Annotated in this window: 20 protein-coding genes, 1 tRNA gene and 1 pseudogene; 16 read left to right on the forward strand and 6 right to left on the reverse strand. The window is 60.2% G+C overall.

Going from position 1 to position 26,129, the window contains the following annotated elements; genetic code table 11:
• Nucleotides 1-85: 85 nt before the first annotated feature.
• The 4 genes from EH165_RS06740 to EH165_RS06755 are packed head-to-tail and all read left to right on the forward strand — an operon-like array spanning nucleotide 86 to nucleotide 5,174.
• Complete coding sequence (locus EH165_RS06740; RefSeq protein ID WP_124800362.1) at nucleotides 86-1,114, forward strand: 3-oxoacyl-ACP synthase III; 1,029 nt, start codon at nucleotides 86-88, stop codon at nucleotides 1,112-1,114.
• Nucleotides 1,111-3,783, forward strand: coding sequence for an alpha/beta fold hydrolase (locus EH165_RS06745; RefSeq protein ID WP_124798708.1), 2,673 nt, complete (start codon nucleotides 1,111-1,113; stop codon nucleotides 3,781-3,783). The genes EH165_RS06740 and EH165_RS06745 overlap by 4 nt, the downstream gene beginning before the upstream one ends.
• Nucleotides 3,780-4,748 (forward strand): NAD-dependent epimerase/dehydratase family protein, encoded by a 969-nt coding sequence (locus EH165_RS06750; RefSeq protein WP_124798710.1) that lies wholly within the window; start codon nucleotides 3,780-3,782, stop codon nucleotides 4,746-4,748. Before EH165_RS06745 ends, EH165_RS06750 begins: the two co-directional genes overlap by 4 nt.
• A 54-nt stretch (nucleotides 4,749-4,802) precedes the next feature.
• Nucleotides 4,803-5,174 carry a hypothetical protein gene (locus tag EH165_RS06755; RefSeq protein WP_124798712.1) on the forward strand — a complete coding sequence of 124 codons (372 nt, stop codon included), beginning with the start codon at nucleotides 4,803-4,805 and terminating at the stop codon, nucleotides 5,172-5,174.
• A 76-nt stretch (nucleotides 5,175-5,250) separates the two neighbouring features.
• Here the strand turns inward: EH165_RS06755 and EH165_RS06760 are convergent, their stop codons facing one another.
• From EH165_RS06760 to EH165_RS06770, 3 genes are all read right to left on the reverse strand, one after another.
• A complete protein-coding gene (locus tag EH165_RS06760) occupies nucleotides 5,251-5,505 on the reverse strand; it encodes a CBU_0592 family membrane protein (RefSeq protein ID WP_124798714.1) in 255 nt (84 codons plus the stop codon).
• 65 nt (nucleotides 5,506-5,570) lie between these two features.
• A complete protein-coding gene (gene gdhA, locus EH165_RS06765) occupies nucleotides 5,571-6,911 on the reverse strand; it encodes an NADP-specific glutamate dehydrogenase (protein WP_124798716.1) in 1,341 nt (446 codons plus the stop codon).
• 220 nt (nucleotides 6,912-7,131) lie between these two features.
• Nucleotides 7,132-7,205, reverse strand: a tRNA-Leu gene (locus EH165_RS06770).
• 144 nt (nucleotides 7,206-7,349) lie between these two features.
• On the opposite strand from EH165_RS06770, the gene EH165_RS06775 reads away from it, so the two are divergent.
• From EH165_RS06775 to EH165_RS16650, 7 genes and pseudogenes are all read left to right on the forward strand, one after another.
• Nucleotides 7,350-7,928: an ANTAR domain-containing response regulator gene (locus EH165_RS06775; RefSeq protein WP_124798718.1), complete on the forward strand. Its 579-nt coding sequence runs from the start codon at nucleotides 7,350-7,352 to the stop codon at nucleotides 7,926-7,928.
• Between the two features lie 408 nt (nucleotides 7,929-8,336).
• The gene (locus EH165_RS06780; protein WP_124798720.1) at nucleotides 8,337-9,605 is read left to right on the forward strand and encodes a branched-chain amino acid ABC transporter substrate-binding protein; all 1,269 of its coding nucleotides are present in this window, start codon (nucleotides 8,337-8,339) and stop codon (nucleotides 9,603-9,605) included.
• A gap of 167 nt (nucleotides 9,606-9,772) precedes the next feature.
• Complete coding sequence (locus EH165_RS06785) at nucleotides 9,773-10,690, forward strand: branched-chain amino acid ABC transporter permease (protein WP_206426143.1); 918 nt, start codon at nucleotides 9,773-9,775, stop codon at nucleotides 10,688-10,690.
• Nucleotides 10,687-12,927, forward strand: coding sequence for a branched-chain amino acid ABC transporter permease (locus EH165_RS15720; RefSeq protein WP_206426144.1), 2,241 nt, complete (start codon nucleotides 10,687-10,689; stop codon nucleotides 12,925-12,927). The genes EH165_RS06785 and EH165_RS15720 overlap by 4 nt, the downstream gene beginning before the upstream one ends.
• Nucleotides 12,924-13,787 carry an ABC transporter ATP-binding protein gene (locus EH165_RS06795; protein WP_124798724.1) on the forward strand — a complete coding sequence of 288 codons (864 nt, stop codon included), beginning with the start codon at nucleotides 12,924-12,926 and terminating at the stop codon, nucleotides 13,785-13,787. Before EH165_RS15720 ends, EH165_RS06795 begins: the two co-directional genes overlap by 4 nt.
• Complete coding sequence (locus EH165_RS06800) at nucleotides 13,787-14,503, forward strand: ABC transporter ATP-binding protein (protein ID WP_124798726.1); 717 nt, start codon at nucleotides 13,787-13,789, stop codon at nucleotides 14,501-14,503. Before EH165_RS06795 ends, EH165_RS06800 begins: the two co-directional genes overlap by 1 nt.
• 174 nt (nucleotides 14,504-14,677) lie before the next feature.
• Nucleotides 14,678-15,682, forward strand: a pseudogene (locus EH165_RS16650) (DMT family transporter); the annotation flags it as partial.
• On the opposite strand, the gene EH165_RS06810 reads toward EH165_RS16650, so the two are convergent.
• Nucleotides 15,587-16,012 carry a PaaI family thioesterase gene (locus EH165_RS06810; RefSeq protein ID WP_239020748.1) on the reverse strand — a complete coding sequence of 142 codons (426 nt, stop codon included), beginning with the start codon at nucleotides 16,010-16,012 and terminating at the stop codon, nucleotides 15,587-15,589. The pseudogene EH165_RS16650 and the gene EH165_RS06810 overlap by 96 nt on opposite strands.
• A gap of 4 nt (nucleotides 16,013-16,016) precedes the next feature.
• Here EH165_RS06810 and polA point away from each other — a divergent pair, with 4 nt between their 5' ends.
• Nucleotides 16,017-18,776 carry a DNA polymerase I gene (gene polA / locus EH165_RS06815; protein WP_124800365.1) on the forward strand — a complete coding sequence of 920 codons (2,760 nt, stop codon included), beginning with the start codon at nucleotides 16,017-16,019 and terminating at the stop codon, nucleotides 18,774-18,776.
• Between the two features lie 85 nt (nucleotides 18,777-18,861).
• Here the strand turns inward: polA and EH165_RS06820 are convergent, their stop codons facing one another.
• Nucleotides 18,862-19,737: a class I SAM-dependent methyltransferase gene (locus EH165_RS06820; RefSeq protein WP_239020750.1), complete on the reverse strand. Its 876-nt coding sequence runs from the start codon at nucleotides 19,735-19,737 to the stop codon at nucleotides 18,862-18,864.
• A 325-nt stretch (nucleotides 19,738-20,062) separates the two neighbouring features.
• Here EH165_RS06820 and rpsA point away from each other — a divergent pair, with 325 nt between their 5' ends.
• Complete coding sequence (rpsA, locus tag EH165_RS06825; RefSeq protein WP_124798730.1) at nucleotides 20,063-21,559, forward strand: 30S ribosomal protein S1; 1,497 nt, start codon at nucleotides 20,063-20,065, stop codon at nucleotides 21,557-21,559.
• Between the two features lie 148 nt (nucleotides 21,560-21,707).
• Nucleotides 21,708-22,517, forward strand: a complete 810-nt coding sequence (locus EH165_RS06830) for a hypothetical protein (protein ID WP_124798732.1) — start codon at nucleotides 21,708-21,710, stop codon at nucleotides 22,515-22,517.
• A gap of 59 nt (nucleotides 22,518-22,576) precedes the next feature.
• Here EH165_RS06830 and EH165_RS06835 read toward each other — a convergent pair whose 3' ends face one another.
• Entirely contained in the window at nucleotides 22,577-22,798 is a 222-nt protein-coding gene (locus tag EH165_RS06835) for a hypothetical protein (RefSeq protein WP_124798734.1), read from the reverse strand.
• Nucleotides 22,799-22,950: 152 nt separating this feature from the next.
• On the opposite strand from EH165_RS06835, the gene coaE reads away from it, so the two are divergent.
• Both coaE and uvrB read left to right on the forward strand, forming a co-directional pair.
• Nucleotides 22,951-23,865 carry a dephospho-CoA kinase gene (gene coaE, locus EH165_RS06840; protein ID WP_124798736.1) on the forward strand — a complete coding sequence of 305 codons (915 nt, stop codon included), beginning with the start codon at nucleotides 22,951-22,953 and terminating at the stop codon, nucleotides 23,863-23,865.
• A 107-nt stretch (nucleotides 23,866-23,972) separates the two neighbouring features.
• Nucleotides 23,973-26,117: an excinuclease ABC subunit UvrB gene (uvrB, locus tag EH165_RS06845; RefSeq protein ID WP_124798738.1), complete on the forward strand. Its 2,145-nt coding sequence runs from the start codon at nucleotides 23,973-23,975 to the stop codon at nucleotides 26,115-26,117.
• Nucleotides 26,118-26,129 lie beyond the last annotated feature (12 nt).

Raw genomic sequence — 26,129 nt, forward strand, 5'->3', positions numbered from 1 at the left:
ATAGCCCGACGCGGGCGTGACCCTGCGACCACAGAAGATCGTGCCACTGGTGGCGCTGATTTTTGTCCACCAGGAGGGCATCGGTATGGGCGGCAATGCCATCAACCGTTTTTTTCACACGTCTATCTTGGCGGTGTGTGCCATTGATGCGCCCGTGATTGTGACCTCTGCTGACATGGACGGCCGCCTAGCCGACGTGTACGAACGGGTGGGGCTGCGCCCGGGAATGTTGCAGCGCCTAGCTGGCATCGAAGAGCGCCGCTGGTGGAACGTCGGAACGACCTACGCGGACGGCGCGGCCTTGGCCGGGGCCAAAGCACTCGCCGATGCCGGCATCCAGCCCAAGCAAATCGGCTTGCTGATTAACACGTCCGTTAGCCGCGCGCACTTGGAACCGTCATCGGCCGTAGGGATTCATCACGCCATCGGTCTACCCAGCTCGTGCCAAAACTTCGACGTCACTAATGCATGCCTCGGATTTGTCAATGGAATGCAGATGGCGGCGGCCATGATCGACAGCGGACAGATCGACTACGCACTGGTTGTCAACGGGGAGGATGCCCGCGAGATCCACGAGTCGACCATTCGTCGCCTGCACGAGGACGACACCAACGAAGCGAAGGACGTGTTTGAGCAGTTCGCGTCCTTGACCCTTGGGTCGGGCGCGGCCGCGATGGTGCTGGGACGCAGCTCCGACCACCCGGAGGGCCACCGTTACCTCGGCGGTGCCACTCGGGCAGGGAGTGAGCACCACACGCTCTGCGTAGGGGATATGGATCATATGCGGACCGATAGCAGCGGGCTGATGACCGCGGGCTTGAAACTTTCCACGGACCTCTGGGCCGAGTCCGCAGCCGATTTCGGGTGGAACGAGGGCATTGACCGCTACATCATGCACCAGGTCAGCAACGTTCACACCAAAGCGATCTCGGAGGCTTTGGGCCTTGACCCCGCCAAAACTCCGCTGACATTCCCCAAGCGCGGCAACCTCGGACCCGCTGCAATCCCCTTCACGCTCGCCGGTGCCAGCGATGATCTGAGCGCAGGAGATCGGGTGCTGCTGTTGGGGATCGGGTCCGGGCTCAACGCCTCGTTCTCCGAAATCGTTTGGTGACAGGGCGTTCCGGTCAGCGTGCCGCCGGAGCCTGCCTCCCGCCTGCCGGCCTGCCCGGGCTGAACCCGTCGTGGTCTCGGCTGGTCGATGTGGTGGACGCCGAGGGGATCACGCGCACCTTCCACGTGCTGGACTCCGGCCACCCCAACGCTGCTGGTTCTGATGCTGCTGGTTCTGATGCTACTGGTTCTGATGCTGCTGGTTCTGATTCTGCTAGCGCGATCGGCACCCTGCTGTGCGTCCACGGCAATCCGACGTGGAGCTACCTGTGGCGACGCATGGTCGCGGCCGCCCCTCCCGGCTGGCGGGTTATTGCGCCCGACCATCTGGGGATGGGATATTCGGAGAAGCTCGATAAGCCAAGAACTCTCGCTGAGCGGGTGGAAGATCTCAGTCGTCTGACGGCAGCTCTGGGTGTGACGGGTCCGGTCGTGACGCTCGCCCATGACTGGGGCGGGATCCTTTCGCTCGGTTGGGCTCTGAGACATCGGAAGCAGCTGCGCGCGGTGGCGCTGACCAACACCGCAGTGCATCAGCCAGCGGATTCGCGCGGGCCGGTGCTGATCAGGCTGGCCCACGTGCCGTGGATTAACTCACTTGCGTGTCACTTAACGCCCTTGTTCGTTCGCGCGACCACCTCGCTCACCTGGCCACGGCCAGGGCGCGATGTCCGCGACGCCTTCGCCGCTCCCTATGGCACTGCTGCCGCAAGGTTGCCCGTTTCCGAGTTCGTAGCCGACATCCCCTTCGCGGCAGACCATCCCAGTAGGCGGGCGCTGGACGCTATCTCCGATCACATAGCAGAACTCGACGTTCCCGCTCTCTTAGTGTGGGGCCCGCGCGACCCGGTCTTTCAGGAGCAGCACCTGCGGGATCTCCGCGACCGCCTTCCGCAGGCGGTGATCCACCGGTTCGAGGCAGCAAGTCACCTGCTTCCCGAAGATGCGCCCGAGTACGTCGATGTCGTCTCGAGGTGGCTGGCTACTTTGGATTCGCCAACTGCCGACAAGCCCGAGATGCCCGGGTTATGGAAGCACCCATCGACGGAGCTTTTCGGCCCGCTGGCAGCACTAGAGGCGAGAGCGGACAGTCAGCTGATTGCCGTCTCGGAAGTGGGGGGTGGCAGCATTAGTTGGTCCGACCTGCACGCCCGGGTGCGCGACACGGGTGCGGGGATGACCGCCGCGGGAATGCGGCCGGGCGATAGGGTGGCGCTACTCATCCCGCCCTCCATTGACCTCACTGTGGCTCTCTACGCGGTCTGGAGCGCTGGGGCCGTCATCGTAGTGGCCGATAAAGGTCTGGGACTTGCTGGGATGGGGCGTGCCTTACGGAGTGCGTCTGTTGACTACGTGGTGGCAGATACTGCTGGCCTTCTAGCCTCCCGCCCGATGCGTCTGCCGGGGATACGGATTGCCGTCAGGCCACCCTCGCGTGCGGTGTCTCAGTTGGCGGGTGTCACGGAGTCTCTGATGGACCTAGCAGCGCGAGGCAAGGGACTGGCGGGCGCCGAACCCAGCAACGACAACGACGAAGCAGCAGTGCTTTTCACCTCGGGGGCTACCGGCCCGGCCAAAGGGGTGGTGTATCGACACCACCAGGTGCGCGCGCAACTGGCCATGATTAAAGCTGCCTATGGCTTGACCGGTGACGACAAGATTGTGGCTGCTTTCGCGCCGTTTGCGCTGTATGGACCAGCACTCGGGATCTCCTCCGTGGTACCTGACACGGATGTCACCAAGCCCGCCTCGTTGACTGCCGCAGCGTTGGCCGACGCAGCTGCAAATATTGGCGCCACAGTGGTTTTCGCCTCTCCGGCTGCCTTGCGCAACGTTCTGGCGACCAAAAACGAGCTCACCGCCGAGCAACGGAGCGCGTTGGGCCAGGTGCGATTGTTGATGAGCGCTGGCGCTCCTGTGCCCGCTGAGTTACTCGAGTCGCTGAGCGCGATGCTCCCAGCCGCGTCGTTGCACACCCCCTACGGAATGACAGAAGCCCTTCCTGTCACCGACATCTCACTTGAGCAGATCCGGCAAGCGGGGGCCGGTGATGGGGTCTGCGTTGGTCAGGCGCTGCCCGGTGTGCAGGTCGCGATTGCTCCGTTAGAAGCTGACCCAGACTCAGCCATGAAGTTTGCCGGTAGCGCAGAGGTTACTGGTGAGGTGTGGGTGCGGGCCGAGCATGTCAAGGATCGATACGACACCCGTTGGGGTGTCGAGGCTTTGGCGCTCCCACATCCTGGCTGGCATCGCACGGGCGACGTGGGGTTTCTTGATCATGATGAGAGGTTGTGGATTCAGGGCCGAATCGAGCACGTCATCAGTTCCCCACATGGCCTGATCACCCCGGTGGGAATTGAAGTCCGGGTCGAGGAAGCGTTGCGCTCCGGCGCGCCGACGGAGGTCTGCCTGCACGAGCTGAGCACCGATGTCCTGGTTGCTGTGGTCGGCGTGGGCCCGGCGGGTACTCAGGCTCTCGTTGTTGTTGTGGCGGGGAAGGGCGGGCCACTGGCGTCGATGGCGCTCACCGACGCTGTCCGCAAGGCAGCAGGCGTCACGGTTGACGCCGTTCTTGTCCGCAAGTCGTTGCCTGTGGATATTCGGCACAACTCAAAGATTGACCGTGTGGCAGTGGCCGCCTGGGCGACAAACGCGTTGGCCGGCGGATGAAGATACTTCTCACTGGCGCCAGCGGAATGATGGGCCGTGCGTGTGCGCTCGGGCTCGTCGACCGCGGCGACGACGTCACCGTGCTTCAACGTCGCAAGGCAGATGTCGACTGTCGGCAGGTACTGGGCGACATCACCGACCGCGAGGCGGTACGGCGGGCGATAGACGGGGCGGAGGTAGTGCTGCATATGGCGGCCAAGGTGGACGCCTTCGGCAGCTGGCCGGACTACGAACGCGTGAACATCGACGGCACCGCAACGGTTGTCGAGGCTTGCCTGCGCGCTGGAGTGCGGGCGTTGGTCAATGTTTCCTCGCCCTCGGTGGCGCACGCGGGTGCCGCATTGATGGGTGCTGGCGCAGGAGTAGCTGACCCGTCCCTGGCCCGGAGCCACTATTCGCGGTCCAAAGCAGCTGCGGAGCAGTGGGCGATGCGACATGACGGGCCGGACCTCGCGGTGCTGAGTATCCGGCCCCATCTGGTGTGGGGGCCAGGGGATACCCAGTTGGTAGCGCGGATCATTGCGCGTGCGCGCATCGGGCGGTTGGTCTTCATCGGTCACGGCACCCCGATGGTTGACACCACCTATGTGGACAATGCCGTAGACGCATTGATCGCGGCAGTGGACGTGGTAGGGGCTGTCCACGGCGAAGCGCTCGTGGTGTCCAACGGTGAGCCGCGCCCGGTGGGGGAGATCCTTTCCAGATTATGCCTAGCAGCCGGTGTTCCGCTGCCGCGCCGAAGTCTGTCCCTTTCAGCAGCAACCGTGGCAGGTTCTGTTGCCGAGACTGCCTGGCGCATCGGACATTTGCGAGGGGAACCGCCACTTACTCGGTTTTTGGCGGAGCAATTGGGTACTGCACACTGGTTTGATCAACGACGGAGTAGAGAACTTTTGAAATGGTCGCCCGCAGTGTCTCTCGATTCTGGTTTTGAGGCGTTGCGCCAGAGTTACCTCGCTGGCTAGGCAGTACACACCCGCGCCGACCTCGGTCCGTCGACCTGCTGCAATACTCCCCTGATGAATGCAACCCCCGCTGAGAAGCCATCCACACCGCAGAGGGCATATCAGGCTGCGGTGATTCTGGCCTCCCTCTTCATCCCCATCGCCCTGCTGACGGGAAAGCTCGTAGAGCTCATCATGGATTCCTCGAATCCAGACGGACTCACGGACTTGACCGCGGGTTTGGCCTACCTCACTCAGATCCTGGTGTGGTCGTTCACCGTGCTCGGCGTTGCCGTCATCGCCTTCGTAGTGGCCACCGTCATCCACTACACACGAACTCGGTCTTTCCGATCCGTGGCGCTTCCCGTCGGGATAGCACTGATCCAACTCGTCATAGGTGTTGCGCTGGTGGTGATTTCGCAGGCTATCACCGAAGTTGACGGATGAGATCATGTCCTGCGCAGTCCACAGCGTTGTGAACTATCGATGCGCAATTGGCTCGATAGCACTGGGTAGGAGCCGGCTAGTGGTCGGTCGACCGAGGTGTGGATGCACGAAGAACGCCGACCAGGCTCACGGCTGATACCAGTGCCCATACTCCCTCGAGCAGTAGGAATCCCCACTGTTCTCCGAGGAATGCTTGTACGGCGAGCACAGCTGACCCGACGATGTTGAGCGAAAGGTAGATCTGTGACTTCGTATCCATCCAGCCGCGCTGCGCGGCAGCGAATGCCGCGAGGACCATCAACGAACCAGCGACCTGGATTACTTGATCCATGACAGTGCACCTCCCGAGACGACAAGATCCATCACAGCGGCGTTCCTCGGCGCCGGGGAAGCAGACTAGATGATTCCTTGGGCGAGCATCGCGTCGGCGACTCTGGTGAAGCCAGCGATGTTGGCACCAATTACGTAGCTGCCGGGCGCGCCATATTCGTCGGCAGTCTCGAGGCAGCGGTCATGGATGCTCCGCATGATGTGTGCCAGGCGGTGTTCCGTGTCCTCAAACGACCAGGAGTCGCGTGACGCGTTCTGCTGCATCTCTAAAGCACTCGTGGCAACACCGCCCGCATTAGCGGCCTTTCCCGGGGCGAAAATTACGTCCGCGTCGGCAAACTTTCTGATTGCTTGGGGGGTGCAGGGCATGTTGGCGCCTTCGGCAACAATGGCGCAACCGTTCTTGATCAGCGTCAGCGCGTCGGCTTCGCCCAACTCATTCTGGGTGGCACACGGCAAAGCAATGTCGCACGGAACATCCCACACGGAGCCGCCAGCTACAAACTTCGCGGACGCCCCGCGCAGTTCGACGTATTCGCTGATCCGGCCACGTCGTGCCTGTTTCACCTCTGTAAGCACGTCGAAATCGATACCCTGATCATCGACCACGTAGCCAGTGGAGTCCGAGCAGGCGATAACTCGCCCGCCGAACTGGTGTACCTTTTCGATGGCGTACGTCGCCACGTTGCCGGACCCAGAGATCACAGCTCGTTTGCCGTCAAAAGAATCACCGCGGCTTTTGAGGATTTCAGCGGTGAAAAAGGCCGTTCCGTACCCGGTTGCCTCGGTGCGGACCTGAGATCCACCCCAGGTCAGGCCCTTGCCTGTCAAAACGCCGGACTCGTACCGGTTCGTGATGCGCTTGTACTGGCCGAAAAGGTAGCCGATCTCCCGGCCGCCAACTCCGATGTCACCCGCTGGCACATCGGTGTATTCGCCAATATGCCGGTAGAGCTCCGTCATGAATGACTGGCAAAAACGCATCACTTCCGCGTCGGATCGTCCCTTCGGATCGAAATCCGAACCGCCCTTACCGCCGCCAATGGGCATGCCGGTCAGGGAATTCTTGAAAATCTGCTCAAATCCTAAAAACTTGATGATTCCCAGGTACACCGAGGGATGAAAGCGAAGTCCGCCTTTGAAGGGACCCAACGCCGAGTTGAACTCCACTCGGAAGCCGCGGTTGAGTTGTACGGCTCCGTTGTCATCGACCCACGGAACGCGAAAGATGATCTGCCTTTCGGGTTCGCAGAGCCGGCGAATTACCGCTGCGTCGGCGTAGTCGGGATGCTTGGCGACCACGGGTCCCAAGCTATCCAGGATTTCGCGCACGGCTTGGTGAAACTCCACCTCGCCCGGGTTACGGCGTAATACCTCGTCATAAATATCGTGAAGCTTGGTGTCCATGCGGGTGGGGACTCCTTGAACTCACTGGCAGGCAGCATTCGGACAAGCTAGGAAAAAAATTCTGATGACGGAAGGCTCGCGGATCTGAAAGGCGGCACGCTCGCCGATAGTGGCGGTAGATCGGTGGATGGTCAGTGGGAAAGAGCGAGCAGCTTGCGCCCCACCACTGCAGGGAACGGGTCCTCTAGAAACCTCATAGATGGCGTTGACCTGCGAAAAGTGCCCCTGGTCAGACTCGAACTGACACTACACGGATTTTGAATCCGTTTCCTCTGCCAATTGGGATACAGGGGCTGATGCGTTGTCGTTTAGCTTAGCCAATGTATGTCACACCTATTACCGGGCGCCAACTGTGCAGGTCATCCCGCGCGGCAGATACCCTACTGCGTAGAGATCCTCGCCGGGCTGCGCGGGGTCGTGACCCAGGGGAGCAAGTCAATGGCGCCACCGAAGCGAGTCCTGATTGCAGAAGACGAGGCTCTGATTCGGCTCGACCTCAAAGAGATGCTTGCCGAAGAGGGCTACGACGTTGTGGGCGAAGCAGGCGACGGTGAGGAGGCACTGCGGTTGGCGGTGGAACTGAGGCCGGACCTGGTAATTCTCGACATCAAAATGCCGAAGAAGGACGGGCTCCAAGTCGCCGCCGAGTTGTCCGAGGGACAAATAGCGCCCGTGGTCATGTTGACTGCGTTTTCGCAGCCCGAGCTCATCTCCCGGGCTACCGAAGCCGGCGCCATGGCATATCTGGTGAAGCCGTTCACCAAGTCAGACCTGTTACCAGCTATCGAAGTGGCAATTGCCCGCTATAGCGAGTTAGTGCAGTTGCGCGCCGAGGTGGAGGACATCACCGAACGGTTGGAAGTTCGCAAGATCATCGACCGTGCCAAGGGTTTGTTGATGGAAAAACAAAAGATGTCCGAACCTGAAGCATTCCGTTGGATGCAGCGAGCAGCGATGGATCGGCGGGCATCCATGCGAGATATTGCGCAAGCGGTACTTGATGGGCTCGGGGCCTAGATCTCGCACTCGGTATTCTTTCGGTCGCCGAGCTCACGATCCATGAGACCTGTAGACCTACCTGATATAGCCTGCTGAAATACAGATTCGCCGGCGATTGTCCGGCGATTGCACCTATTTACCGCGTAGTCTGGTGTTGCGTATTACGCGACTGGCGGGTCGTTGGATGCGATTTGATCACGATCGCCCACGGGTCGCCTGCAGGGGTTGCTTACTCCGAAGATTCGTCTACTGTTCCGACGGCGGGCCACAAACGTTTGTGTCCAACAGATTGCGTTCCTCTCTCCGTGTTCTGACCATGTCAGAGCAGGTGAGGATCACGCTCCGACACGGCAACGTGAACCCGCACCGACTTACGGTGCCGTGCGAACTCGTCGTGGGCACCTCGAAACCTAAGGAGAACCTTCAGTGCGAAGCAGTTCTTTGGCGAAATTCGCCGCAATCGCAGCAGTGGGTGCACTCGCATTGGCTGCATGCTCCAACTCCACCTCGGATGCTAAGAGCAGCAGCAGTGCTGCCCCTGCCGCATCCAGCTCGTCGTCGTCTGCGGCTCCCGCAGCCAGCAGTGATGCTGCCACCTCGGAAACCTCCTCGGCAGCTGGCGGCGCATCCAACAGCGACACCGTCTACAAGATTGGTTTCCAGGGCCCGCTGTCCGGCGACAATCAGCAGCTCGGCATTAACGAGTCCAACGGAGTTGAACTTGCAGTCGAGCAGGCGAACGCCTCTGGCGACTTGGGCTTCACGCTCGAGCTGGTCAAGTCCGATGACGTCGGACTCCCGGACAAGTCCCCGGCCGCTGCCGCGACCCTGATCCAGGACACCGGCGTTGTCGGCGTTGTCGGCCCGGCCTTCTCCGGTTCGACCAAGGCTGTCGGCGCCACCTACAGTGCTGCCAATCTGGCTCTGATCAGCCCGTCGGCCACTAACGCCACACTCACCACCTCTGGTTTCACCGCATTCCACCGCATCGTCCCGACCGACGCTGTTGAGTCGGCAGGTACGGCGAAGTGGCTTGCAAAGACCGTCAAGAGCGTGTTCATCGTTGACGACCTGTCCGACTACGGCAAGGGTGCCGCAGACGAACTGGAAAAGGGTCTCAAGAGTGCAGGTATCAAGACGCAGCGTGAAGGTGTCGACGCCAAGACCACCGACTACAGCGCTATCGCTCAGAAGGTCGCGACCTCAGGCGACGAGGCTCTGTTCTACGGCGGTTACGACGCTCAGGTTTCCCTGTTCGCTCGCGCACTGAAGTCCGCTGGCTACAAGGGAGTCACAGTTACCGGTAACGGTGGCAAGTCCTCCGTCTTCACCGAAGGCGCCGGCGATGCCGGTGACGGTTGGTACTTCTCTTGCGGTTGCTTGGATGCCACCACGGCTCCTGCCGCCAAGGACTTCGAAGCTGCCTACGTGAAGAAGTACAACCAGCCCTCTTCGACCTACTCACCAGAGGCCTACGACGCTGCCAATGCCATGATTTCGGTCATCAAGGACCTGGCTGCCAAGGGCGAAGTTACCCGCGAAGATGTCATGGCGGGCGTCAAGGCACTCGACTACAAGGGCATCACCACCCAGGTGAAGTTCACCGAGTCGGGCGAAGTTGAAGCCGCAACCATCAACTTGTACCGCCAGGAAAAGGGTGTCATCAACCTGCTCGGTGACATGAAGGATCAGTAGCAAGTTGTCCGGTTCGCGCGGTCTCCTCCGCGTGAACCGGACAGACAGAAGCGTCGTCGATGTTCACAGTTCATCGACGACGCTTTCCGTCGTTCTATGCTCACTCCTCCGCCATGTGACGGCGCTGTTGGCGGACAACCTGGAAGGCCTTGTGCATGCAAGATTTCATGCTTAACCTATTTTCGGGACTCACCCGAGGATCTATGTATGCGCTAATCGCGCTCGGATACACCCTGGTGTACGGCGTGTTGCAGCTCATCAACTTTGCGCACAGCGAAGTTTTCATGTCCGGTGCCTTTGCCAGCTTTATTGTCGTCAATGCCTTGGTCGGTGAGAATCAGATACCGGGCTGGGTGGTCCCACTGATCTTCCTGGCGGGTCTTCTCTCCGGTGGACTTGCTGGAGCCAGCGTGGCGTGGGGGCTGGAACGAATCGCCTATCGTGCGTTGCGACGTCGGGGAGCGCCCAAACTCGCGTTCCTGATTAGCGCGATCGGCATGTCCTTTCTGCTTTCGGCACTCGCCGGCAAGCTCTTCAACCGTTACACCAACAATCAGTTCCCGGACTATTTCAACAAGGACGCGGTGGTGTTTACCGTCTTTGGTGCGGAAATCCGGCTGATTCAAGTCATCATCATCTTTGGCGCCATCATCATGATGGTGTTCCTGGACCGGTTGGTCTCGGGTACCAAGCTGGGCAAGAGTATTCGCGGCGTGGCTGAGGACGCGCCCACCGCGGCTCTGATGGGAATTAACATCGACAAAACGATTTCCAGGACCTTCGTTATCGGCGGCGCCCTCGGCGGTGCGGCCGGATTCCTGTACGGCACCGCGTTCGTGTTCTCCAACACGATGGGCTTCCTGCCCGGGGTTAAAGCATTTGCCGCCGCGGTCCTTGGTGGTATCGGCAACATTCGCGGCGCCATGATTGGCGGCTTGCTGCTTGGAATTATTGAAGTGTTGATTCCCGCTTTGCCGTTCATCGGGACTAAGTGGACTGACGTCGTTGCCTTCGTCGTACTGGTAATGGTCTTGGTACTGCGCCCGACAGGCATCCTCGGTGAGAAGCTCGGGAGGGCCGCATGAAAACCTCGTTCTATTCAACGCCTTGGTTCCAACGGCTTGCAGCCTGCCTGGCGTTAGGCTTCTTCCTCTCCATCATGATCGGCCCGCAGCAGGGCACCCAGCAGGATTATGGATTTGCCTTCCGCGCCGCAGTCTTCAACCCTCGTATCTTCGTTTTCTTGGGCATCGGAGTCCTTGTTTTCGTAATGGTCACATTCTGGCCGAAGATCACCCCGTACCTGCACCGGCCCGGGTTTGCTCCCATCGCAGCTGGCGGTATCGCAGTTCTTGCCTCCCAAACATTGCTGAAGTGGCATGACCCGACAGGAGACGGCAAGTTCAGCACCGTGTCCGAAGCGGCCGGAAAAATCAAGGGTCTTGCTCCCTTGGCATCGGTGTTTTTCAGTTGGCTTGCCTGGGCATTGCTGATCGTCACGGTCGTGGTGGCGGTTGCGGGCATCGTATTCACGAAACCCGTGCTGGGGTACGTAGCCGCTGCACTTGCAGTGTTCGGAGCTTTTGTTGCGCCCATTTCCCATGCGGCCATCGAATCCACCACGAAAAAAATTGACCACTCGTTGGGAGCAGGATCGGCCGTCATCGGCTACTTGGTACTCGTCGCCGCAGGCCTGACCGTGGCGATGTCGAAGGAAGATTCGGCGAACACGAAGGCCTTTGTCGCTCGGGTGTTGGGCTGGCGACCCGGACTGCCTCTCACCGTCGTTGGTGTTGTCGTAGGCGCTATCGGTGTGGCAAGCGCGACGTGGTTTTCGCCGAAGAAGACCAACGCCACGTTGGCGGATGCGGCATCATTCTTTGCCGACAAGGGCCTTGCCCCGATCGCGGAGGCGTATCTGAGCTGGCTCGCGCTCGTGCTGTTTGTTGTCTGTCTTGTCAGTTCTGCTGCTGCCGGATATTTGCGCAACATCATGTTGGGTTGGATCGCGCTCGGTTTAGGCCTCGTTGGCCTTTACCTGACGTTAAACTCGATGTACCTTTTCAGCTCACTCGCCGGTTCCCTGGGTATCTCGGCCAGCGGGACGTGGCAAAACCTTGGTTCCGGCGGCTGGATGACAGCAGCGGCATTCTTCCTCTTCGCGGGAACCGGATTCGTCGTGGCAACCGTGAAATTCACCAAGTCGAAGACCATCATCGCTGCAGGTCTGAAACTCGCAGCGCCGAAGTCCTCCGATGCAGGTGGGCTCTTCGGAAGCCCGGCGACCGCGAAGACGCTGCTGCTCCTCGTATTCGCCGCAGCGTTGTTCTACCCGCCCACTGCGACTAGTTTCTGGCAGTCGGTGTTGGTCACTCAGATTGGTATCTACGTCCTGCTCGCTATTGGCCTGAACGTGGTCGTCGGTTGGGCGGGGCTGCTCGACCTGGGATTCATCGCCTTCTACGCAATCGGCTCCTACGTCACGGCCTATCTCGTCGGCTCTCTTCCGCCCAAGCCGCCGTGGGGCACCATGTCCCCGCTGTTCGCGATCCCCTTTGCGATCGCGGTGTGTTTGGTCGCGGGCGTCATCCTGGGTGGGCCCACGTTGCGTCTGCGCGGCGACTACCTCGCGATCGTCACGCTGGGGTTCGGTGAGATTGTTCGTATCGTGGCGATCAACGCCGACGACGTCACCAACTCCACCCGCGGGCCATCCCCCCAGGTTCCGCACCCGGTGATCAACCTCGGGTTTACTCGCTTCGAGTTTGGCCTTGACCAGCTGCAGTACTGGTATCTGCTGCTCATAATTATCGTCATCGTGGTGGTCCTGTTCCGGGCGTTGGAGCACTCGCGTACCGGGCGGGCTTGGGCAGCCATTCGTGAGGACGAAGTGGCGGCGCAGGCATCCGGGGTGAATACCTTCAGGTTCAAGCTGCTCGCCTTCGCGATCGGCGCCTCCACCTCCGGCATTGCCGGCGTGTTCTTTGCCTCCGACGTGGGGTTCTTTACCCCGGACAACTTCATCCTGAATAACTCCATTCTGGTGGTGGCCTACGTCGTTTTCGGTGGCATGGGCTCGCTGCCAGGAGCGATGGCCGGAGCTGCGGTATTGACGTGGTTGCCGGAGTTCCTCAAAGACCAGGTTCCCGCAGAGGACCGTCAAATGTGGATCGGCGCAGTGGTGCTGCTCATGATGATCTTCCGCCCCGGCGGATTGATTCCGGCAAAGCGTCGTTCCGCAGAGCTCCATGACTACGACCATCACGAATCACTCGAAGTGTCGGCAGTTCCGGCTGGCGAAGGAATGGGAGCCAAGGCATGACAACCTCAATGGCGAAAACACCAGCGTCTGAGGATCCGCCCGTGGACACCCGCGACGTCATTTACGAAGTCGATGATGTGACACTGCGCTTCGGTGGTGTCACCAGCCTTAACCACGTCTCATTGAAGATGTACCGGGGTGAAATCCTCGCCATCATCGGGCCAAACGGGGCAGGCAAGACCTCCCTTTTCAACTCGTTGACCGGTGTTTACACGCCTCAAGAAGGCAGCATTATGCTGGCAGCGCGCGTCGGTGATCAGCCCGTTAGCGTCCTAGGCCAGAAAACACACATCATTAACCGGCTGGGTGTGGCGCGTACCTTCCAAAACATCCGGCTATTTCCAGCGCTCACCGCGTTGGAGAACATTCAAGTCGGTATCGAAACCCGCCAAAAGGCCGGTCCGGTGTCCAACATGCTCGGCCTTCCGTGGGCGCGGCGCGAACAGCGGGAGAGCGTCAAACGGGCATACGAACTTCTGCGCGAGGTGGGTCTTACGCAGCGTGCCAACGACTTGGCGGGTTCGCTCGCTTACGGGGAGCAGCGCCGCTTGGAAATTGCGCGTGCCCTGGGAACCAGTCCCGGCGTTATCCTGCTCGACGAACCAGCGGCTGGCACTAACCCGGTGGAGAAGCAGGAATTGGCCGACCTCATCCAGCGGATCAACCGTGAAGATGGTGTGTCCGTGCTGTTGATCGAGCACGACATGAAGCTCGTCATGTCAATCGCCCATCGTCTGGTGGTGCTGAACTTCGGCCAAAAAATCGCCGAAGGGTCACCGGAGAACATTCAGAAGAACCCGGACGTCATCGCCGCCTACTTGGGTAGTGAAGACGACGAAACTGCGGAAGGGGAGATCTGATGGCATTGCTCGAAGTTGACAACATCGAGGTCCGTTACGGGGCTATTAAGGCAATTAAGGGAATTTCCTTTGACGTGGCCGAAGGCGAGATTGTTGCTTTGCTCGGGGCCAATGGCGCCGGCAAGACCACTACTCAAAAGACTGTCTCAGGCATGCTTCGCCCCTCACTGGGCGAAATTCGTTTCGATGGCAAAAGGATCGATGGTATTCCCGCTCACGAGTTGATCCACTTGGGGATCTGCCACGTGCCCGAGGGCCGACGGGTTTTCCCCAGGATGAGCATTCTGGAAAACCTCGAGATGGGTGCTTTCCGGTTCAAGAAGCCGGATGAACAAATTCTGGAACACGTCTTCGAGATGTTCCCGAGGCTGCGCGAGCGGATTAAGCAGCAAGCAGGAACTTTGTCCGGCGGTGAGCAGCAGATGCTCGCGATCGGCCGCGCGTTGATGGGCAAGCCTCGGTTGCTGCTCCTCGATGAGCCGTCGATGGGCCTTGCACCGCTGATCGTTAACCAGATCTTCGACATTATTAAAGAGATCAACGTTGAGGGTGTGACGGTGCTGCTCGTGGAGCAGAACGCTTCTAAAGCGCTGGCATTGGCTAACCGCGGCTATGTTTTGGAAACCGGCGAGATCGTACTGTCCGGAACAGGCAAGGATCTGCTGGCAGACGACCGAGTCCGCGCTGCTTACCTCGGCGAGGAAATAGCGCACTAGTTCGTGGAATGGAGGATGGCCGGACCTGATGGTCCGGCCATCCTCCATTCCGAACGCTTCAGCAGGTGGATTGATCAGGAGCCATGTTTACGTCACTGACGCGTCTGCGACAAGCATCTCGTTCACGGTTGGGTCATCGGCTCGGGCTAGTCCAAATCAGCGCTACCGGTTTTCTTTTGGGGTACCACCGGTGTTGTGGTGCAGCTTGTCATTGCAGCGTCAGTGTTGGGACCCATCAGTATTGGTTTTTACCGGTTGGCCATCGCCGCAGTGGTGCTGTTGCTTTTCACCGCTAGACAACTTTCGGCGCTGATCCGAGCATTCCGTATCGCTCCTGGTGCCACGCTGGTATCTGGGGCAGGGCTCGGCGTTTATCAGGCGCTGTACTTTCTCGGAGTCGCATGGGCAGGTGTGGGTGTGGCCACAGTGGTGGCGCTGGGGATGGCGCCGATCCTCACTGCGACCTGGGAAAGTGTGCGCTCACGGACACGGCCCTCACCTCTCACCCTCAGCAGCGTGAGCGTGGCGCTGATAGGGCTCGCGATGGTGGCCACAGCGGGCACCGAGGTGACAGCTGCGGCTCCGAAGCCGGTACTGGGTCTTCTTGCTTCGGCCGGATCGGGGGTGCTGTATTCAATTACGGCATTAGTAAGTCGTCATGTTGCGCAGCGCATACCGGCTCTGATGTTGACCACCATGACGACAACCATCGGTGCATTGACCCTTCTGCCAATCGCTGTGGTCACGGGAATCGGCTTTAGCCCGAATCTTCGAACAATCAGTGGTTTGATTTTTCTCGGTGTCATGACAACGGCAGTGGCTTACGGGTTGTACTACGCCGGGCTGAAGACGGTTGCCGGTTCGACCGCGGCGGTGCTGACGCTGTTGGAGCCGGTCACGGCTGCTGTGCTGGCTGTGATTTTGCTGACCGAACCGATGTCCATGTGGACAGTCTTCGGATCCGTCTTACTGCTCAGTTCGATTGCTGCGCTGTACCTTTCGCCTATGCCTAGGCAAGGCGAGCCGTTATTGGCGGGTGGTCCACTCGAAATAGGGTATGTACTGGTCGACCACTTCCCGGATTCAACGCGGGGCGTCGATGTAATTGCACGTCAACCGAGCGGTGCAGATTCGCTTTCCGGCCTCGTTATGAATGACGACCTCCAGACTCGCGGTTGACCTTCCGGCGTGGGCAACGGAGCTGGTACCGGTCACCACGCCCTCGCGGGCGGAGCGGTGATGGGTGCAGTTGAGGTCGACGCCCACAGCAAGTTTTCCGGCCGGTGCCAGTGCCATCGCATGGATGGATCCCAAGCTTTCTGCCAACACCGCGCTCGCGCCCCCGTGCAGCAAACCGTACGGCTGAGTATTACCTGCGACGGGCATGGTGCCACTCACGCGGTCGGGGCCCATCTCGGTAATGACGATGCCGCACTTATTCGCCAGCGATCCGCCGTTATTGAGCGATTCGAGCGAGAACTTCAATGACGATGAGTCGGATGTGCTCACGGTGATGTCTCCCGGGAATATTTGGTGTGGGTCAGGGGGTGTGGGGCTGTCGGTCCCAAACCCTAGACTCAGCCAAGTGACGACAACGACTGTGCCCGCCCCGTCCCTGCTGTTGCTCGACGGGCATTCGCTGGCCTACCGCGCGTTTTTTGCGCTCCCAGCCGAAAAGTTTGCCGCAGCAAACGGTCAGCCGACAAACGCGGTGTATGGGTTTACGTCGATGCTCCTTAATCTGCTCAGGGACGAGAAGCCAACCCACGTCGCTGTGGCGTTTGATCTGTCTAGGGTGACGTGGCGCAGCGCGGAATTCCCGGAATATAAAGCGCAGCGGTCGGCGTCACCGGAAATGTTCAAGGGACAGGTCGAGCTGCTCAAAGAGGTGTTGGCCGCGCTGCGGATCCCGACCCTGACGGCGGAAAACTTCGAGGCCGACGATGTGATCGCCACGCTGACCGTGAAGGCGGTTGCCGAGGGGATGACCGTGCGGATCTGCACGGGAGATCGGGACTCCTTGCAGCTGGTGAACAAGGATGTGACCGTCCTCTATCCGATCAAGGGGGTCTCTGAGATGACGCGGTTCACCCCCGAGGCGGTCGAGGCGAAGTATGGGCTGACACCAAAGCAGTATCCGGATTTCGCAGCACTGCGCGGTGACCCGTCCGACAACTTGCCGGGCATCCCCGGAGTGGGGGAGAAGACCGCATCGAAATGGATCCGTGATTTCGGTTCCCTCACCGCACTGGTGGACAGGGTGGATGAGGTGGGCGGCAAAATTGGGACGTCCTTACGAGAGAACTTAAGCAACGTCCTGCTGAACCGGCGATTGACCGAGTTGGTGAAGGATGTGCCACTCGAGGTCAGCCCCATCGTTGACCTCCTCGCGCAGCCCTACGACCGTGAAGCGGTCCACGATATTTTCGACCAGCTTCAATTTCGGGTATTGCGGGAACGGTTGCTCGAGATGTTCCAGCAAACTGACGAGGCGAGTACTGCCGGATTCGAGGTTCGCACCCAAGAGCTCGCGACTGGGACGGTACGCGCTTGGCTGGACAAACATGCCCGCGGGACAACGGTGGGAATGTGGGTGCGGGGAAGCTGGCTGCTCGGAAGTGGTGATGCACAACAACTCTCACTGGCCGTTGCGAGTGGGCACGCTGGTGCCATCGACCTGGTGGGGATTTCCCCAGATGACGACGACGCCATCGCGCATTGGCTGGCCGATCCGACAGCGGCGAAGGTCGGCCACCAAATCAAAACTGCTACCAACATCTTGGCGGGGCGAGGCTGGACGCTCGCTGGCGTCGTGGGTGACACCGAACTAGAGGCTTACCTCGCACTGCCTGGGCAGCGCGCTTACGATCTCGGCGATCTGGCTCAGCGCTACCTGCACCGCAGTTTGGCGGCAGCGGATAACAACATTGCCGAAGTGCAACAGTCGCTATTCGACGCCAGTGGCATCGATAGCTCGGACATGCTCCGGGCGTTCGCGGTACTGGAGTTGGATACGGCGCTCAAGACCCAGCTCGCGGAGTCGGGCCAGTTGCGATTGCTCACAGACCTTGAATTGCCGTTGACAGAGGTACTGGGCCGTATCGAACGAACCGGCATTGCTGTGGACAGCGGCTACCTCCAAGAACTTCAGGCTGATTTTCTCGCCGAAGCGCATACCGCCGCACAGTCCGCCTACTCGGCGATTGGCAAGGAAGTGAACCTGGGATCACCTAAGCAACTCCAGGTCGTGCTCTTTGACGAGCTGGACATGCCAAAGACAAAGAAGACAAAGACCGGTTACACCACGGACGCCGACGCGCTCGTGTGGCTGCACGAGCAAACTCAGCACCCCTTCTTGACGCACTTGCTCCGACACCGAGATGTCACGAAGCTTCGCACCACGGTGGACGGGCTCCTGAAGTCGGTGGGCGACGATGGTCGCATTCACACCACCTTCCAGCAGACGATTTCCTCCACCGGGCGGCTTTCTTCCACCGAGCCGAACTTGCAGAACATTCCGGTGCGGACTGACGAAGGCCGACGCATTCGCAAGGTCTTTGTCGCAGACAAAGCGTATGAAAATTTGATCACCGCCGATTATTCGCAGATCGAAATGCGGATTATGGCCTCCCTTTCAGGTGACGAAGGTTTGATTGCCGCTTTCAACTCTGGAGAGGACCTGCATAGCTACGTGGGGTCGCAAGCTTTCGGCGTGCCCATTGGAGAAGTCAGCGCGGACATGCGACGGCGGGTCAAGGCAATGTCGTACGGCCTTGTTTACGGACTGTCAGCATTTGGATTGTCGGGGCAACTCAAGATCAGCCGTGAAGAAGCGCAAGGACAGATGGATGCCTACTTCAACCGGTTCGGTGCCGTTCGCGACTACTTGCGCGAGATTGTCGAAAAGGCGCGGCTGGTTGGCTATACCGAGACTGTGCTTGGCCGCAGGCGTTATCTTCCCGATCTGACGAGCGATAACCGGCAGCGTCGTGAATTGGCCGAACGTAATGCCCTTAATGCGCCGATCCAAGGTAGTGCGGCCGACATCATCAAGGTGGCAATGTTGAAGGTCGATGCCCGCATTGCTGCAGAGGGTATGACCTCGCGACTGTTGCTCCAGGTACACGACGAACTTCTCTGTGAGGTCGGTACAGGTGAGGAAGAAGCCCTGACGGCCGTGCTGAGGGAAGAAATGGCCGGGGCCTACGAACTATCGGTTCCCTTGGATGTTTCTGTGGGGGTGGGCGCTAGCTGGAATGCAGCGGCGCACTGACACCTGTGGTTTCGGCCTCACGTGATCCTTAAGCAGCACTGCACTGCACTGTGGGGAGATCACCCAGGGAGATCGCCCAGGGAGATCACCCTGGAAGATCACAGACAAAAATCGCAGTGCCGGGGAAGACCTCACCCCGCAGCCGTGACCACTGGCCCCACGTCGCTTCCAAATCGTCGGGCCACTCCGGTTCGATCAGGTCGGTGAGAGTGAACCCTGCCGCGACGATCTCGCGAATTCGATCGCCGAGCGTGCGGTGATGTTCGACGTAGGCGGGAACGCCGTCAGAGTCCACCTCTACGTAAGGGGAGCGGTCGAAATAGGAAGAGACCGCCTGCAGACCTTTCTCGCCGGGGTCATCCAGAAAGATCCAGCGCATGGGGTGCGTCACCGAGAACACCCACCTCCCACCCGGCCGCAGCACGCGCGCAACCTCCCGCATCACGAGCGCCGAGTCCGCGACGAAGGGCACAGCACCGAACGCACTGCAGGCAATATCGAACGACTGCGAGGCAAACGGCATCGCGCTGGCATCTGCCTGCACCAGCGGCGCGTGGAGGCCACTGCGAGTCGCAGCATCGGCGGCGTAGCTCAGCATCCCGGCAGACAGATCGAAGGCGGTGACCTGTGCGCCAGCGCCCGTCAGCCAGCGACCGCATGGCGCCGACCCGCAGCCCACTTCAAGAACGCGTAGACCCTCGACCTCTCCTAGAAGGTGAGCATCATCCTCACGCAGACCTTCAGGGCACCAAACAAAATCAGCATCTCCCAGAAAAGCCGCATGTTCTGCGTGATAGTCGCCGGCATCGGCATCCCACCAGCGGCGATTGGCCAGCCTCGAGTCTTGGGAACCGGCAGCGCGGTGCTGCGGGCGAGTCGGGCCCAGTATTTGTTCGGCGCTGAGGTGCTGTGTCGGCGCCTGTTCGGTCTGGGAGATAGCGGGAGTAAGTGGTCCAGTCACCTGTTCATCATGGCGTCTGGGAGGGGCGCTCCGCACCGCGATGTACCGGGCCGTCCTCAAGGTGCGACACGCAGTGGCACATGCGCTGGGAGTGCATTTGACCTGACCATGGGGAGCCAGGCTATTCTTAGCGTTGCGCTGTGGGTCCGTGCTGCCTCTGTCTGGAGCAGGCGGCCCTCGCCAAACCCTTCGAGCCGACCGGGGGAGCCCGAGAGGGCGCCTGCTTACGGCTTAGATGTGTGGACGCGAATCGGACATTGCAGCGTCCGCCAACGCTGGCATCCTGCCGGCAGATACACACACCCACCCCGGAGCACCCCACCACATGTCTGCACCCACCCGCACCGCCCCACAGGTCGCTATTAACGATATCGGGACGGCCGAGGATTTCCTCGCTGCAGTAGACCTCACCATCAAGTACTTCAATGACGGCGACATCGTCGAAGGAATCATCGTCAAGGTTGACCGTGACGAAGTTCTCCTCGACATCGGTTACAAGACCGAAGGTGTCATTCCCTCTCGCGAGCTGTCCATCAAGCACGACGTGGACCCCAGCGAAGTCGTCAAAGTTGGCGAGCACGTCGAAGCTCTCGTTCTCCAAAAAGAGGACAAAGAAGGCCGTCTGATCCTGTCCAAGAAGCGCGCTCAGTACGAGCGTGCATGGGGCACTATCGAGAAAATCAAGGAAGAAGACGGCGTCGTTTCCGGAACCGTCATCGAAGTTGTCAAGGGTGGACTCATCATTGACATCGGTCTGCGCGGCTTCCTGCCCGCGTCCTTGGTGGAAATGCGCCGCGTTCGCGACCTGCTGCCCTACGTCGGCAAGGTCCTCGACGCCAAGATCATCGAGCTTGACAAGAATCGCAACAACGTCGTGCTCTCCCGCCGTCAGTGGTTGGAGCAGACCCAGTCCGAGGTTCGCAGCGAATTCCTCAACCAGCTCGCAAAGGGCCAGGTTCGCAAGGGTGTCGTGTCCTCGATCGTCAACTTCGGTGCCTTCGTGGACCTGGGCGGCGTCGACGGACTCGTTCACGTTTCCGAGCTGTCCTGGAAGCACATTGACCACCCGTCCGAGGTCGTCGAGGTTGGCCAGGAAGTCACCGTCGAGGTTCTCGACGTCGACATGGACCGCGAGCGTGTGTCGCTGTCCCTCAAGGCCACCCAAGAAGATCCGTGGCGTCACTTCGCCCGTACCCATGCCATTGGCCAGGTTGTGCCGGGTCGCGTCACCAAGCTCGTTCCGTTCGGTGCGTTCGTTCGCGTCTACGACGGGATCGAAGGCCTCGTGCACATCTCCGAGTTGGCTGGACGCCACGTGGAGATCCCCGAGCAGGTTGTCACGGTCGAGGATGAAATCTTCGTTCGCGTCATCGATATCGACCTCGAGCGTCGCCGGATCTCGCTGTCGTTGAAGCAGGCCAACGAGGGCATCACCCCGGAGACCGAATTCGACGAGGTTCGCGCGCAGTACGGCGTTGTCGATCACTACGACGAGACCGGCAACTTCTTGCCGCCGGAAGGCTTCGACGTCTCCACCGGCGAATGGCTGGAAGGCTTCGACAGCCAGCGCGAGACCTGGGAGAAGGTCTACGCGGATGCGCAGGCTGTTTACGCCTCCCACCTCAAGCAGGTCGCAGCAGCGATTATCGCCGATGCTGAAGCTGCCGAGCCAGCGAACTACTCCTCCACCTCGGGTGATTCAGCCGAGGCATCGGATGAGGACATCGCTGCCGGAACATCGGGCTCAAGCAACGCGCCCACCGGTTCGCTGGTCAACGACGAGCAACTCGCAGCGTTGAAGGAAAGACTCGCGGGTAGCTGACCCTTCGCACCTCACCAGGAGCCCCACACCGTTAAAGGTGTGGGGCTCCTGGTTTTCGTCCCCACCGCAGTGCAGAGTTTTCTCACATTTCGTACTAGATCGGCGGGGCGAACGGGGAGTTCGACTTACCATCAGTACCGTCATCCACATGCTGAAAACCAAGCCCGTCATCGGTGCCGTTGTGTTGTGTCTCGCCCTCGCTGGGTGCGGTGCAAGCTCCACAGCACGAGGCACCACCACCGTGACCATGACAGCCTCGGCGACCCAGACTCCGGAAGCCCCCGTCACTGTCCCTGCCACAGCGGCGACAGTGAGTGCGCCGATGACAACAGGCTCCACCGATGCTCCTGCTGCGGAGGCTACTTCGGCCACTACGACGGGCTCCGCAGATGGCTCTGCGCCGGGGACCGCCGACTCTGCAAGTGCCAGTGGCTCGGTTCCGGCATCGGGCGAATCCACGACTCCGGCTGATGCCACATTCGCTGGTCCGTTTGTGGCTGTCGATCCGTTGAAGCAGGACTGCGACAAGATCCTCAATGCAACTGAAATCGCCACCGCCATGGGCGCGAGCGTTCCGGCTGCCACCAATGTGATCATGGATGTCGCGAACGCCGACCGGAAAACAACGGGACGCAAAAAGTGCCTTTACGGTGTGTCCGCGGACAGAGCCGGTGGCGTAGTGACAGTGGTTCTGACGCAATATGAGGATGCTGCCGCTGCAGCGTCGCAAATCGCCACGACCGTCAAATCTGAGAAGGGCCAAGGGGCGACCGCGTCGGTGGTAACCGTCAAGGGCTTGCCGGCGCAGGTTTTGTTGCGTGATGGCGGGCTCATCGTGGCCCAGTACGACACATGGACGCTGTCCGTCGTGGTCGCGGACAAGATCGTGGATGCAGCCAAACTCCCCGCGGCTCTTGCCGCTGTCGGGGATTACGCGCTGACACAGATTGTCGGCTGAAAACTTCATTGCCGCCGATGTCGGCGGGAGTGCACCCGACGACGTGGAACGCGGTATCTTCACACGGTCTGAGCGGGCAAAACCTGCCATGGCATGGCGGGACGTGCCCAGATGTGGCGGTGCCTACCGACGGTGAATAGCGATGCGAACAACCCTCGGCGCGGAACAACGGTGAGAGCCCCGACGAGAATGGCCCCGTGGCGACCGACGCGATGCCGTCCTGGCGGAACTTCGGTGTGCTGCAAGGTGTGCTCCCTGGTTGGCTCGAGGGCCTTCGTCATGGGACGATCGGCGAGTGCCTGCTGACCAGCGGATCCTGGTGATCAGAACCAGACCGTAGGTCACGCGGGAGTAAATGATAGGGATGTGACCGGTGTGTCGCACGGTACAGATCGTGCGTAGGTGACTCCAAAACCTCGGGGAGTGTGGACGCGTGCTAAAAGTGGCCGTGACCGGAGGTATCGGCTCCGGCAAATCCACGGTGTCTCGTCAATTCGCGGCACTGGGAGCTGTCGTCGTCGATTCCGACGCATTGGCTCGGCAAGTTGTCCAACCAGGCACACCGGGCCTGGCGGCGATTGTTGATATTTTTGGCCGACGGGTTCTTGCATCCGATGGCAGCCTGGACCGGGCTGCGCTTGCCAGCATCGTCTTCGCCGACCCCGATGCCCGTGTGGCGCTCGAGCAGATAACGCACCCGTTGGTGCGGAGCCAATTCGATGCCGCAGTGGCGACCTGTCCGGCGGACTCTGTTGTCGTAAACGACATCCCACTTCTTCGCACGCTCGAGGTAGCTGCGCGCTACGCGGTCGTGGTGGGTGTCGGAGCGCCGGTGGGTGTTCGAGTACGAAGACTGATTCAACGAGGCCTGACCGAAGATGATGCTCGCGCGCGAATTGCGGCGCAGATGCTTGATGAACAGCGAAAGGAGCTGGCGGACTGCTGGCTCGACAATTCGGGAACCGAGGCGGAGCTGAAGACCGCGGCGGCTGCCGTGTGGAGACAGATCGACGAGATGCACAGCAACATGAGGGCCGGTAGGCCAGCCCCGTTCTCGCCCGGGGCGTCTGCAAGGTGGGTGGGAGGCCGCGAAGCCGCCGTGCGTCGGGTGATCGCGCGGATAGCATTCGCGATAGGGGACGGTGTCGCCCACCTATCGGTGCTGCCCGCTGCCTGCGGCGAGGATGGACCGATTTCCGTGGAGATTAAGGTGGGGGTTGTATCTCGTGTTCAGGAATGGATCGGGCCATTGAGAGATAGTGGCTGGGTGAAAGATTCCCGCCTGGCACCTGTCACCTTTACCAATGCTGATGCGGCGCGTCCCGTCTCGCTCCGCTTCGTGCCGTGATGGGTCGGGACAAACAGCCAGAGCTAACGACGCATGCTCCAGGGCGGCGATAGGCCCTGGACTGCGTCGACCACCTTTGTCGGTGGGTCGGCGTAACCTCAAGTACCGTGGCATTCGCAACTGAACATCCCATCCTCGCAGTCTCCGAACACCGACCGGTCAGCGATATTCCCCGCTCCACGGGTCGGTTCGAAGTCGTATCCGAATTCTCGCCAGCCGGGGATCAACCCACCGCCATTGCGGACCTGGAACGCAGACTCTCTGCTGGCGAGAAAGATGTGGTGCTGCTGGGTGCGACGGGAACAGGTAAGTCGGCGACCACGGCGTGGTTGATTGAAAAAGTACAGCGCCCCACTCTGGTGATGGCGCCAAATAAGACGTTGGCGGCTCAACTCGCGAACGAGCTGAGAGAACTTTTCCCCAATAACGCTGTCGAGTACTTCGTCTCCTACTACGACTACTACCAGCCGGAGGCTTACGTTCCGCAGACCGATACCTTCATCGAAAAGGACTCGTCGGTCAACGCGGATGTGGAGCGGCTGCGTCACTCGGCCACCAAATCATTGCTATCGCGCCGCGACGTGATCGTCGTTGCCTCGGTGTCCTGTATCTACGGTCTCGGAACTCCCCAGTCTTATCTCGACCGATCTCTTCCCGTGGCCGTCGGTATGCAGATGGAGAGGGACAAGCTGTTACGAGCACTTGTCGACGTGCAGTACAGCCGCAATGATTTGGCCTTCACCCGTGGTTCGTTTCGGGTTCGCGGCGACACGGTTGAAATTATTCCGTCGTATGAGGAACTTGCAATCAGAATTGAATTCTTCGGCGACGAAATCGAGCGACTGTATTACCTGCACCCGCTGACCGGGGAAGTGCAGCGCGAAGTCCCCGAGCTACGCATCTTCCCCGCAACGCATTATGTAGCCGGGCCGGAGCGCATGGAAGCGGCGATCCGGGCAATCGAGGATGAACTTGAAGGCCGGCTGTCCGAATTTGACAAGCAGGGGAAACTGCTCGAAGCGCAACGGTTAAGAATGCGCACCACTTACGACTTAGAGATGATGCGACAGGTCGGATTTACCTCTGGTATCGAAAACTATTCTCGGCACATCGACGGTCGCCCGCAGGGAAGTGCTCCAGCCACCCTCATCGACTATTTCCCTGACGACTTTTTGATGGTGATCGACGAATCGCATGTGACTGTGCCTCAGATTGGCGCCATGCACGAAGGGGATGCGGCCCGAAAACGTACTTTGGTGGAGCACGGTTTCCGGTTACCCAGCGCCATGGACAACCGACCGTTGACCTGGGAGGAGTTTGCCGGGCGAGTAGGCCAGACGGTCTACTTGTCGGCCACCCCGGGCTCGTACGAGATGGGCCGTGCTGGCGGCGAATTCGTTGAACAGGTAATCCGGCCCACGGGTCTGGTCGACCCCGAGGTGATTATCAAACCCACTACCGGGCAAATTGACGATTTGGTGGGCGAAATCAGGCTGCGCGCGCAACGCGACGAGCGCGTCTTGGTGACCACTCTCACCAAAAAGATGTCTGAGGACCTGACTGACTACCTGCTTGAACTGGGAATCCGGGTGCGGTATCTCCACTCCGAAGTCGATACGTTGCGACGTGTCGAGTTACTCCGTGAGCTGCGACTCGGTGAATTCGACGTGCTGATCGGAATTAACCTGCTGCGTGAGGGCCTCGACTTGCCGGAGGTTTCGTTGGTCGCCATTCTCGATGCTGATAAAGAGGGCTTTCTCCGATCCGGCACCTCGTTGATCCAGACCATTGGGCGTGCTGCGCGCAACGTCAACGGCCAGGTCCACATGTATGCGGACCGGATCACCAAGTCGATGGCACTGGCAATTGACGAAACAAATCGTCGCCGCGAAAAACAGGTGGCGTACAACGTGGAAAAGGGTGTGGACCCGCAACCGCTGCGAAAGAAGATCAACGACATTTTGGCATCGGTCTACGCGGAAGCTGAAGATGCCGTTGCGGTGGGCGGTTCTGGGCGCAATGCCTCTAGAGGCAAGAAAGGAACTGGCGAAACAGGGGGCTCCGCAGGCATCTACGCTGGCCATCAGACGGTCGGAATGGCGCGCAATGAGCTCGCCAGCCTGGCGCAACAGCTCACTGACCAGATGATGGCAGCGGCCAAGGATCTACAGTTCGAACTAGCAGGCAGGCTGCGCGATGAGATTCATGAACTGAAGAAAGAACTGCGCGACATGGATCAAGGACTCACGTAAACCGCACGCGCT

This window comes from Nakamurella antarctica (assembly GCF_003860405.1).
Taxonomy (GTDB): Bacteria; Actinomycetota; Actinomycetes; order Mycobacteriales; family Nakamurellaceae; genus Nakamurella; species Nakamurella antarctica.